Origin of the sequence: Amycolatopsis sp. NPDC005961, assembly GCF_040629235.1 — a bacterium.
GTDB lineage: Bacteria > Actinomycetota > Actinomycetes > Mycobacteriales > Pseudonocardiaceae > Amycolatopsis > Amycolatopsis camponoti.
Genome location: NZ_JBEXVF010000025.1, coordinates 1 through 11106 on the forward strand (window position 1 = coordinate 1; position 11106 = coordinate 11106).

An 11106-nucleotide genomic window follows, 5' to 3' on the forward strand; every position below is an offset into this window, starting at 1 on the left:
GGCGGTGTTTTCCCGGCGGGGGCGTCCCGCGCCCTTGTCTGAAGCGGTGAATGGCGATTGGAGGGACTCGAAGTCCCTTCGTGGGCCATTCACGGCTTCGGGCGTTCCCCGGCGGGGACCGGGCGAGAAACCTCGCGAAGGGACTGAACCGCCCCGGGCCGGTGGCCGTGCTCTGGGTGAGGGCGTCTCGCACACGCCCTCCGGAGTCGCTACGACGCACCGATCCGGGCCAGCCTCCGCCCGATCGGAACCGGGCCACTCCGGCGAGCGGCCGTCGCGGCAACGGCCACCTCGCGCGGGCCCGTCCGGCATCCCCAGAATCCCGGACGGGCCCGCCCCGCACTGTCCGGGATCTTGTCCGATTCGGTCACCTGATCAGCGGTCCCTGGTCCGGAGCAGTCGCGCCACTGTGAGTGCATGCGACGCTTTCTGGCCGTGAGCGCGGCACTTCTGACGGGGTTGGGCATCCTCACGACGTCCGGGAGCGCGAACCCGGTCAGTGCCTATTCAGAAAGCGCTGTCCCGGCGGTCGCCGAGCACGCCGTCGGCGGCTGGGTCGGCACGTGGGCCGCGTCGCCCGCGTCGGCCGTCGCCAACACCCCCGACGGCTACCCGGGTTTCTCGATCCGCAACGTCGTGCACAGCAGCGCCGGCGGCGGCCGGGCGCGCGTGCACCTCTCGAACGCCTTCGGCGCCTCTCCCCTGACTTTCGGCCACGTCACGATCGCCGTCCAGGGCACCGGGCCGGACGCCGTGCCCGGCACGCTGCGCTCGCTGACCTTCGGCGGCGCGGCGAGCGTCGTCGTGCCCGCCGGCGCCGAGGCGCTGAGCGACCCGGCCGACGTCCGGATCCCGGCCGACGCCAACCTGCTCGTGACCACCTACGTGCCCACGAAGTCCGGGCCCGTCACCTACCACCCGGCCGCGTCGCAGACGTCGTACTTCACCCGCGCGGGCGACTTCGCCGGCAGCGAGTCGGGCGCGCCCTACACCGAGCAGACGTCGGTGTGGCACTACGTCTCCGGGGTCGACGTCCAGGGCGGGGCCGAGGCCTCGATCGTGACGCTCGGCGATTCGATCACCGACGGCGTCGGCTCGGCCGCCGGGGCCAACCACCGCTGGCCGGACTACCTCGCCGACCGGCTGCACGGCCGGTTCGGCGTCCTCAACGCGGGCATCAGCGCCAACCGGCTGCTGCTCGACGTGCCGGGGTCGGGCGCCGGCCAGAACGCGCTGTCCCGCTTCGACCGCGACGTGCTGAGCGTCGGCGGCGTGCGGACGCTGATCGTGCTGGAAGGCATCAACGACATCCAGCAGGATCCGCACCAGACCGACCCGGCCGCGATCACCTCGGCCTACCGCCAGCTGGTGACGCAGGCGCACGCCCGCGGCATCCGCGTCCTCGGCGGCACGCTCACGCCGTTCAAGGGCTGGCGCGTCTACGACGAAACGCTCGAAGCGACCCGCACCGCGGTGAACACGTTCATCCGCACCGGCGGCGTCTTCGACGGCGTGGTCGACTTCGACGCCGCCGTCCGCGACCCGGCCGACCCGCTGCGGATGCTCCCGGCGTACGACTCCGGTGACCACCTCCACCCGGGCGACGCGGGCTACGAGCGGATGGCCGCCGCGGTCCGCCTAGACCGGTTGTGAGCGCGGGATGAACAGCACCGCGACCAAGCTGAGCACCGCCACGCCGACGAGGTAGAGCGCCACCGAGAACGAAGTCCCCGTGACCGCCTGCAACTTCGTCGCGATCAACGGCGCGAAGGCACCGCCCAGCACCGCGCCGACCGCGTAGGAGAACGACGCGCCGCTGTAGCGGTACCGCGGTTCGAACAGCTCCGCGAACAACGCCGACTGCGGCCCGTACGTCGCGCCCAGGCCGACGTTCAGCACCACGACGGCCACGATCAGCCAGCCGGTGGCCTTGGTGTCGACCAGCAGGAAGAACGGGATCGGCCAGACGACCAGCAGGATCGACCCGGCCAGGTACACCGGCTTGCGGCCGACGCGGTCCGACCACGCCGCGGTCACCAGGATGCTCACCAGCCACGTGACGCTGCCGACGATGACCACGACCAGCAGCGTCGTGCGGTCGATCTTCAGCACCGACGTGCCGTAGGACAGCAGGTACGCCAGGAAGATGTACCCGATCGCGGTGTTGGCGATGAAGCTGCCCGACGCCACCAGCAGCGCCCGCGGCCGTTCGCGGAAGACGTCGACTATCGGCCGGCTGCTGCGCGCCCCTTCTTCCCGCAGCCGCGCGAACACCGGTGACTCCTCGATGCGCAGCCGGATCACCAGGCCGACGCCGACGAGCACGATGCTCGCCAGGAACGGCACCCGCCAGCCCCACGCCGCGAACTGCGCGTCGGTCAGGGACCGGCCGAGGATGAAGAACATCAGCTGCGCCAGGATCAGCCCGGCCGGGACGCCGATCTGGGAGAACGCGCCGTACCGGCCGCGGTGTCCCTCCGGCGCGTGCTCGACCGCCATCAGCGCCGCGCCACCCCACTCGCCGCCCGCGCTCAGGCCCTGCAGCAGCCGCAGGACCAGCAGCAGGATAGGGGCCCAGACCCCGATCGCGGAGTACGTGGGCAGCAGGCCGACGCCGACCGTCGCCACGCCCATCAGCAGCAGGGACAGCACCAGCATCGCCTTGCGGCCCACGCGGTCGCCGAAGTGGCCCCACAGGATCCCGCCGACCGGGCGGGCCAGGAACCCGACGCCGAGCGTCGCGAACGCGGCGAGGGTGCCGGAGGCCGGGGAGAGCGTCGTGAAGAAGAGCTTGCCGAACACGAGCGCCGTCGCCGTGCTGTAGATGAAGTAGTCGTACCACTCGATCGTGGTCCCGATCGCGCTCGCGACGGCGACCCGCCGCAGCTGCCGAGTCGCCTCGGCCGGAGCCGCGCTCACGAGCCGGCTAGTGCGGGGACGAGGTCTTCGGCCAGCAGGTCCATCAGCAGCCCGTCGTGCCAGCTGCCGTCCGGACCGCGCTCGTAGGAGCGCATCGTGCCGACCGGCTGGAAGCCGAGTGACTGGTAGAGCTGGATCGCGGACTTGTTGTCCGCCGCGGGATCGATCACCACCCGGTGGTGCCCGCGCACGGAGAACAGGTGCCCGGCCAGCGTCCGGATCGCGTCCGAGCCGAGGCCGCGGCCCTGCCAGTCCGGGTGGACCGCGATGTCGATCCCGGCGTGCCGGTACTGGGGGTCGGCTTCCTCGAAGGCCAGCACGATGCCCACGACGACGCCCTCGTGCTCGATGGCGTACGTCGTGGTGCCGTCATCGGGGTCCAGCAGGTACGAAACCTGGGTGGCCACCGGTTCCTCGGCGTCCGCCCACCACCGGGCGACGTCCGGGTGCGACAGGATCTCCTCGAACCGGGCGGCGTCCGCGGCTGCGGCGGGGCGCAGGCGGACACGGCTGCCGGTGATCAGGCCGGTCATCGGCCCAGTGTCGACCCCCGGACGCCGTCTGTCGAGCAAAGCCGCCCGGCCGGCCGTCTTCAGGCTCCGGAGGTCACCACGGGTTGTTGTCCTGTTCGTCCGGGTCGGTGGCCCTCCGGCGCGGCGGCGCCCCCGGAGGCGTACCGGCACCACCGGCCGGGGACGGCGGCTGCGGCGGCGCGGGCGGCGGCTCGACGGGCGGCTGCGGCTCGTCCGGCTCGTCGGGATCGGGGAACCGGCCGCGCAGGTTGTCCAGCAGCAGCGTCCGCGTCTCGCGGTCCTCGTCGCCGAGCCGCTCGGACATCACGCCCGCCACCTTCTCGGCGATGCCGGACTGGGCCCGGCGCATCGTCGTGAGGATCGTCCGGGACAGCTCGTCCAGCGGGAACGACTTGATCTTGTTGCTGAACGTCAGGTCGGTGACCGTGCCGTCGGCGCCGACGGTGACGCTGACCGCGCCGTCGCCGCTGCTCGCGGTCAGCCGCAGCCGTTCGGTCTCCTCCTGCGCGGCCTGGTAGCGCTCCGCCTTCGCCGCGAACCCGGCCGCCCAGTCGTCCATCCGGCGGATCGCCTCGTCGGGGTCCCGGATCAGGTCCCCCAGGCCGTTGTTCGGGCCCGTCATGTCCGCACCTTCGCTTCCACCGCGCGCGGCGCGGCCGTGAGCTGCCGTTCGAACGGCTGGGCGTTGCCCTCTTCGCCGTCGCGGTAGGACTGCGCCGCCGTCTTGACGTTGTCGGCCAGGCCGCGCACGCCTTCGGACGACGCGTCCAGCGCTTCCTTCGCCTTCTCACCCGTCGGCCGGATGATCGGCGGGAGAAACGCGCACAGCAACCCGTAGGCGTGGTCCGACATCGCCGAGTCCGCCGCCGAAGCCGCCGTGCTGAGCCGATCCACCAGGCCCTCGACGTGGCTCGCGTGCGCGACGAGCTCGTCGGGCTCGACTTCGAAGCCGCCGGCCGTCATGCGGTCACTTCCAATCCTGGTTCTTCCAGTCACCGATCACCGGAGGCGCCACCGCTTCTTCGCCCGCGAAGAAGTTCGGGTCGTCGCTCTCGAGGTAGTCGGCCGACTTGTGTTCCTTGTCGTCTTCCTTCTTGCCGCCGCGACCGGCTCCCATGCCGCCCATGCCCGGGCTGCCGGCCGCACCGGCCTTGCCGCCCGCCGCACCCGCGTTCCGCATGGCGGCCGCTTCGGCCTCCGCGGCCGCGCCGGACGCGGCACCGCCGCCCAGGCTGCCCGCGCCCGTGCCCCGCACGCCGCCGCCGGCACCACCGGTACCCGCGCCACCGCCGCCGATCCCGCCCAGTGAACCGCCGCCGGCGCCGCCGCCACCGATGCCGCCGAGCCGGCTCGCGATGCTCTCGCCGTTGATCCCGCCCCCGCGGCCGATGGTCGGCATCTTGCCGATGCCGCTACCGCCGCCGGGGATGCCGCCCGGGCCGGTGCCGGTGGGCAGGCCGGTCATCGGGTCGATGCCCGGCGGGGTGAACCCGGGGATACCGCCGCCGCCGCGGATACCGCCGCCGCCCCCGCCCGAGGTGTCCGGGATGCCCGGGATCGATCCCGGGTTGAAGCCGCTGCCGCCGGTGCCCCCGCCACCGCCGCCGATCCCGGACGGCGTGAAGCCGGACGACGTGGTCGAGTCGCCGCCGATCGGGATCGACGAGCCGGGGATGCCGGCGCCGGTGAAGCTGCCACCGCCGGGCGTGCCGCCGGGGACGTCGAAGTTCGGCGGGGTGAAGCTGCCGCCGCCCGCGCCACCGCCTCCCGACGCGGCGGGGATGCCCGCGCCGGAGAACCCGGAACCGCCCGGGCCGGAGCCGCCGCTACCGGGAATGCCACTGCCGGAGAAGCCGGAGCCACCGGCCCCCGAGCCGCCACCGGGGATGCCCGCGCCGCCGAAGGCGCCGCTGCCGCCCGCGCCACTGCCCCCGGCGCCGCCCGAACCGTCGAGCGCCGCCGCGTCGAGACCGGCCCGCTGCCGGGCCGCCGCCTCGGGGTCCAGCGCCGGATCCGTCGCCGAGCGCGCCGTCAGGAACGGGGAAGCGTTCGCTCCGGCACCGGCGCCACCCGAAGCCGGGCTGGTCGCCGAACGCGCCGTCGCGGACGGCAGCTTCGGCGGAGCCGGGAACCGCGGCGTCGCGACCGCGCCGCCGATGGTGTCGTCGTACTGCGTCATGATCTGCGCCGCGTGGTCCCGCGCGGCCGTCTGCGCCCGGTAGGTCTGCATCGCTTCGCCGGCGGCCGCCGCGTACTGCACCGGGTCCGTCATCGACATCAGCTTCTGGTTGGTGGACTGCAGGTCGAACTGGACCGGCGGGTTGGCCACCATCTGCCGCTGGGTCTCGTTGAGCGCCTGGGAGTGGATCTCCTGCTGGCGCCCGGCGAGCGTCGCGCCCTGCGCGGTCGCGCCCAGCCACTTGCCGACGCCGGCGAGGTGCTCGCGGACGGCGTCACCGGCGTCGCCCTGCCAGTTGCTGGTGCTCGCGTTGATCGCGTCGCCGAGGGTCTTCTGGTGGGTGCCCAGGTCGTTGCCGACCGCGACCCACTCCTCCGACGTCTCCGCGACGGTCGCCGGGTTGGCGTCCTGCGTGATGGCGTCGTTCATCTGCTCGTGGCTCGCGTTGGCCCACAGCGTGCGCGGCGCCCCGCCGTTCTCGCGCATGGTCAGGCCCTCGTCGAGGCCGTGCTTGGCGTTGTCCAGGTGCTGCTGGTACAGCTCCTGGATCTTCTTGTCGCGCAGCACGGGGTCGACGGCCGGGCCGAGCCAGCCGGCCCGGATCTCGTCGTCGATCTGCTGGGTGGCCATCTCGCGGATCTCGTCACCCGAGGGGGTGTTGTCCGTCTTCAGCGGCCCGACGTAGTACTTCGACGACGGATCGGCCGTCACGTCGTAGAGCGGACTGCGTTTGTCGTAGTCCGGCGACGACGGGTCCGAGACGGACTCGGCGGTGGGTGCCACGGTCTCGGTCTCCCTCAGCTCTGGTCGGCGGTCGGGAGCGAGGTCAGCGTCGTGCGCGTGGTCTCTTCCCGGGACTTGTAGTTCTGCTTCGCCAGCTTGATGGCTTCGATGTAGGTCGGGAACTCCTGCCGCGCGGCCTGCAGCTGGGTCACGAGGCCGTGCTCGTCGGCCGCGGTGCTGACCATGTGCGCGGAAACCCACTGGCCGGTCGCGGTCCGGCTCATCGCGGGCGCGTCGTGCAGCCGCTGGAGGTTCGCCCAGCGCTGCTCCAGGGACTCGAGCACGCCTTCGAGGGCCTCGATCAGCTGGTTGCCCGTGGTGTCGTCGATGGCGAAGCCGCCGGACTGCGCGAGCCGCTTCAGCTGGGCACCCGCCAGGCCGACGCGGACGGCGGCCAGCGCCTTGGTCTCGGGCGTCGTGGCGGACTGCAGCTGCATCGTCGCCTGGAGAGCCTGGGCCGTCGCCTCGGTCTCTTCCGTCATCAGAAGCTGTTCCTTCCCGGTCAGTAGACGGCGGCGATCGCTTCGCGGATCGCGCGCGCGAGGTCGGCGCGGCCGGCCGGTACGTACTCGGCCGTCAGTTCGCCCGCTTCGCCGGTCTTGGTGTGCACGAGGTAGCGGCCGTCGGCGGTGTCCAGCCAGCTCAGCGGTTCGCCCGCGAGCCGCTCGCCGCGCCGGCTCTGCGCGGTGACGGCGATGTGGCCGCCGCCCAGCCGCGGCTCGGCCAGCACCCGCTCGAGCACCGCGACGTCCGACGGCTTCGGCGACGGCGGCCGCCGGCCGGGTCGCACCACGGCCTTGACCTCGATCATGCCGAAGGCGTCGGTTTCTTCCTCGTCGAACTCGGCGTCCGCGAGCCGCTTCGCCGTCATCGCCGAGACCTCGCGCCCGGCGGCGCGGTGCACGACGTGCTTGCCGGTCGTCGCGGCCGGGGCCGGGGGCAGCACGCCGGTGACGACCTCGACCAGCTCTTCGTCGGCGAACAGCGAAAACAGCAGCTCGTCGGTGTCCGGGGCCTGGGTGATGCCGAGCGCCTGGGCGCCGTCGGTGACCACCAGCACGGCGACGTCGGCGCCGAGGCCGTCGATCCCGCTCACCGCAACCGAAACGCGTGACTCGGCCAGCAGCTCGAACGCCGTCCGCACCCCGGGGTGCAGTTCGCCCGACACCGAAAGCCGTCGCTCCTCGAGCGCGTCGTAGACCTGGCGCGCGACCCGCACGAACCGCACCGGGTCCGTCGGGAGGTTGCCCGCGCGCAACGGGTAGCGCCGGACGTCGCCACCGGTCGCCCGGCCGACGACGAGGGCTTCGACGACCTCGAGGACGAACTCGAACCTGTCCGCCATTTCCCCTCGCTGCTTCTTGTGGAATCCAAGACGTCAAACCCTCAAGCAACTTCCTGCCGAAGGTTATCAGTGCCCGCGGACCCCGCGTCGGCGCCGCCACGCGGGTGCCCGAAAGACCACGATCACCGGCCTGCGCGGGCAAAGCGCACTCGGTGACCGGATCACCCGATGCGGTGCTGGTGCACGCGCAGCTGGAGGGTGACGAGATCGAGCAGCGGCACGGCAACGCCCAGCTCACGGGCACGTGCGGTGAGATCCCCGAAGATCTGGTCTCCCTCGACCGAGTGACCCCCGAGCAGATCCCGGTAGAGCGAAGATCCACCCGTCCCGGGGTCGGTGACGGCCCGGCGCGTCACCGCGAGACCCGCTTCGGGCACCGGGTATCCGGCCGCCGCGGCGACCGCGGCCGCTTCGGCCACGACGGCTTCGGCCAACTCCGTGCCGCCGGGCACGGCGACGACGTCGCCGATCGTGCCGCGCATCAGGCTGTTCACCGCGCCGATCGCCGCGATGAACACCCACTTCGCCCACATCGACTCGGTGATCCGCTCGTCCAGGGCGGCGGCGAACCCGGCGTTCTTCAGCGCGTCGTCGACGTCGGCGAGCCTTTCGGGCGCGGGTTCCGTGCGAGCGCCGTAGTCCAGGCTCTGCAGCGGGCCGAGGCGCCGGATCGCGCCGTCGTCGTCGATGGTCGTCTGCACCTTGGCGACCCCGCCGAGCACGGCGTCCTCGCCGAACCGCGCGTCGAGCGCGTCGAGGTGCGCGAGCCCGTTGAGGAACGGGAGGATCAGCGTGCCGGGGCCGACCGCGGGAGCGAAATCGTCGATGGCCGAGGTGAGACCGGTCGCCTTGACGGCCAGCAGCACGAGATCGTAGGTCCCGTCGAGGGATCCGGTCTCGACGAGCGCCGGTTCGAGGACGGTGTCCTCACCGAGCCCGGTGATGCGCAAGCCGCGGTCCCGCAGCAGCTTCGCCCGGCCCGGCCGCACCAGGAAGGTGACGTCGCGGCCCGCCTGCAGCAGCCGCCCACCGAAGTACCCACCGGTCGCGCCGGCGCCCACCACGAGAATCTTCAAGTCGCTCACACCATGACCTACGCCCGGCGGCGGCCACAGTATTCCCACAGCAAGACACAGCGAAACGACAGGTCGATCCCGGAACGCCGGGCGTTGACCAGGCATGGGAAGACGGATCCGGTGGATCGTGGCGAGCGCGGGGCTGGCGGCGGCCGTCCTGACGACCGGGGTGGTGGTCGTCGTCGACGGGCACCGGGCGGCGACGGTGGCGGCGACCTCTCCGCGTGCCCCGGACGCTCCCGATACTCCCGACGACACGGAGGTCAGCCCGGTGGCGTCGACGTCCGAGGTCCCGTACCCCGACTTGTCGTCGGTCGCTCGCGAGGTGAGCGACGCGGTGACGGCGGCGTCCCGTGGCACCGGTGTCGGGTTCGTCCTGTACGACCGGGAATCCGGCAAAGAACTGGCCTCCCTCGACGCGGACCGGCCGTACTACACGGCCTCGGTGGTCAAGCTCCTGATCGCGATCGACGAGGTCCGCTCGGACGGCGGCTGGGCGCTGCCGGACGCGGACGCCGTCGAGGACCTGACCGACATGCTGGAGGGCAGCAACGACGCGATCGCGTCGGCGTTCTGGGAGCAGAACGGCGGCAACGCCATCGTGACCCGCACGGCGGCGCTGATCGGGCTCTCCCACACGACGCCGCCGGCCGATCCGACCCAGTGGGGAATGGCCAAGACGACGGCGAGCGACGTGGTGGCGACGTACGAGTACCTGCTGGACGAGGTACCCGACGACGTGGCGGCGCCGTTGCTGGCGGCGCTGGGCGACGCGCGCAACCCGGCCGACGACGGGTGGGACCAGTACTTCGGGATCCCGGACGGCTTGCCGGGGCGTTCGTGGCAGATCAAGCAGGGGTGGATGATCCTGCGGAACGCGCTGGTGCTGAACACGACCGGGGTGGTCGGTGGCCGGTACGTGGTGGTGCTGATGACGCAGCAGCCGCCGGTGAGCTCGGCGAAGGGCCGCGCCGCGGTGACGGCGGGGATCCGGACGCTGGCACCGCTGCTCACCCGGCTCGACGCGACGTGACCGCCCGGGCCCGGTCGATGTCCGGCCCGCGGTAGAGCCGCTCGGGAATCCGGGCCAAAGTGGACGGATGAACCTGCGGCCCCAGCCCGTAGAGCTTCTGGAAGCTCATGATCAACGGCCGCCAGGCATCCGGGTCGATGTGGTCCGGGCTCCCCGGCACCCGGATGTCCTCGTGCACGAACACCCGCTGGATCCGGACTTCGATGGCCACGATTCCCCCACGCTGCGAAGAATCGTCGTCGGCGACGGGGTGCACCGCCTCGACGACGGCCTCCATCGCGACCGGGCACTCCGCGACCCGGGGCGGGACAACGGTCTCCGACGGAACGGAAGTCAAGCCCGCCCGCGAAAACTTGTCCGCGACGTGGAAGTACCCGCGCGCCACCTTCCCCGCCGGCACCGGATCCGAACCCGTCGTCATCGCCAGCCGGTCGACCGCCGCGGCGAGCGCGTCCGAAGGCAGGTTCAGCACGCACTCGCGCGTGCGCAGCAGGTTCTGGGCCGTCTTGGAGCGGGCGCCGAGCCCGAGCATCGCACGCCAGCCGAGCCAGAACGCCGACGACATCGGGGCGAGGTTCGCCGATCCGTCCTCGTTCTCGCTGGAGATCAGGAGGACCGGGGTGCCGAAGTACAGGATGCCGGGCTCGATGGCCGTGTGCGCAAGGGTTTCCGTCTTCACACCGACGATCCTGCCGCGGCCGCGCGGCGAAGACTCGCGGGAATCGGCCGTCGCGATCACCGGCACCGCGACCGGGCGCCGGTGATCGCGGACGCGGGTCAGTGCGTCAAGGCCCGCCGGGTCAGGACCCGGGCCAGGTGACGGCGGTACTCGGCCGTCGCGTGGGGTTCGTCCGGCGGGGATGTCGTAAACGGATTCGTCGATGTAGGCGGTCAAGCAGCCGTGCTCCCGGGCCAGCCTCGCGAACTGCCGCACCAGGAACGTCTTTCCGATGCCGGCGTCGCCGTGGATGCTGTAGAGGAACCGGCGCCGGACGTCGTCGACCTCGAGGCGGAGGTTGTCCTGGAACTGCCCCAGTTCCTCTTGACGGCCGACGAACCCACCCGCCTGCCGACGGCGGATCAGGTCCTGCAGACTCACGGAACTGCGCTTCACCGGACGCTCCCGATTCGCCGACCTCGCACGACTTGCCGACGTCAACGGTAGCCGACGAGCGAGGGCGCGCCGGACTATCCGGGGGAGGGTGGCCACCTCCCCCGGAAGTCAGGACCGCAACGCC

Annotated in this window: 11 protein-coding genes and 2 pseudogenes; 2 read left to right on the forward strand and 11 right to left on the reverse strand. The window is 72.3% G+C overall.

The window, feature by feature from the left end; genetic code table 11:
• Positions 1–417 precede the first annotated feature (417 nt).
• Entirely contained in the window at positions 418–1653 is a 1236-nt protein-coding gene (locus tag ABZ342_RS22890; protein ID WP_360476327.1) for an SGNH/GDSL hydrolase family protein, read from the forward strand.
• Here the strand turns inward: ABZ342_RS22890 and ABZ342_RS22895 are convergent.
• The 8 genes from ABZ342_RS22895 to ABZ342_RS22930 all read right to left on the reverse strand — a co-directional run bounded on the left by ABZ342_RS22895 (position 1639) and on the right by ABZ342_RS22930 (position 8844).
• Positions 1639–2919, reverse strand: a complete 1281-nt coding sequence (locus tag ABZ342_RS22895; protein ID WP_360476330.1) for an MFS transporter — start codon at positions 2917–2919, stop codon at positions 1639–1641. The genes ABZ342_RS22890 and ABZ342_RS22895 overlap by 15 nt on opposite strands.
• The gene (locus tag ABZ342_RS22900; RefSeq protein ID WP_155549678.1) at positions 2916–3452 is read right to left on the reverse strand and encodes a GNAT family protein; all 537 of its coding nucleotides are present in this window, start codon (positions 3450–3452) and stop codon (positions 2916–2918) included. The genes ABZ342_RS22895 and ABZ342_RS22900 overlap by 4 nt, the downstream gene beginning before the upstream one ends.
• Positions 3453–3525: 73 nt before the next feature.
• Positions 3526–4074 (reverse strand): YbaB/EbfC family nucleoid-associated protein, encoded by a 549-nt coding sequence (locus ABZ342_RS22905; protein ID WP_360476333.1) that lies wholly within the window; start codon positions 4072–4074, stop codon positions 3526–3528.
• Positions 4071–4415 carry a type VII secretion target gene (locus ABZ342_RS22910; RefSeq protein ID WP_155549676.1) on the reverse strand — a complete coding sequence of 115 codons (345 nt, stop codon included), beginning with the start codon at positions 4413–4415 and terminating at the stop codon, positions 4071–4073. The genes ABZ342_RS22905 and ABZ342_RS22910 overlap by 4 nt, the downstream gene beginning before the upstream one ends.
• A 4-nt stretch (positions 4416–4419) precedes the next feature.
• Positions 4420–6414, reverse strand: a complete 1995-nt coding sequence (locus ABZ342_RS22915; protein WP_360476337.1) for a hypothetical protein — start codon at positions 6412–6414, stop codon at positions 4420–4422.
• Between the two features lie 14 nt (positions 6415–6428).
• Entirely contained in the window at positions 6429–6896 is a 468-nt protein-coding gene (locus ABZ342_RS22920; protein WP_155549674.1) for a hypothetical protein, read from the reverse strand.
• Between the two features lie 20 nt (positions 6897–6916).
• On the reverse strand, positions 6917–7759 hold the full coding sequence (locus ABZ342_RS22925) for an ESX secretion-associated protein EspG (protein WP_360476340.1): 843 nt from the start codon (positions 7757–7759) through the stop codon (positions 6917–6919).
• 161 nt (positions 7760–7920) lie between these two features.
• On the reverse strand, positions 7921–8844 hold the full coding sequence (locus ABZ342_RS22930) for a 2-dehydropantoate 2-reductase (protein ID WP_360476343.1): 924 nt from the start codon (positions 8842–8844) through the stop codon (positions 7921–7923).
• A gap of 94 nt (positions 8845–8938) precedes the next feature.
• Between ABZ342_RS22930 and ABZ342_RS22935 the strand changes: the two genes are divergently transcribed.
• Positions 8939–9868 (forward strand): hypothetical protein, encoded by a 930-nt coding sequence (locus ABZ342_RS22935; protein ID WP_360476346.1) that lies wholly within the window; start codon positions 8939–8941, stop codon positions 9866–9868.
• Here the strand turns inward: ABZ342_RS22935 and ABZ342_RS22940 are convergent.
• The 3 genes and pseudogenes from ABZ342_RS22940 to ABZ342_RS22950 form a co-directional block, all read right to left on the reverse strand.
• Positions 9846–10613: a flavin reductase family protein gene (locus ABZ342_RS22940; RefSeq protein WP_360476574.1), complete on the reverse strand. Its 768-nt coding sequence runs from the start codon at positions 10611–10613 to the stop codon at positions 9846–9848. The genes ABZ342_RS22935 and ABZ342_RS22940 overlap by 23 nt on opposite strands.
• Positions 10614–10645: 32 nt before the next feature.
• Positions 10646–10696: pseudogene (locus tag ABZ342_RS22945) on the reverse strand (hypothetical protein); the annotation flags it as partial.
• Positions 10697–10751: 55 nt separating this feature from the next.
• A pseudogene (locus tag ABZ342_RS22950) lies at positions 10752–11078 on the reverse strand (ATP-binding protein); the annotation flags it as partial.
• Positions 11079–11106: the final 28 nt, after the last annotated feature.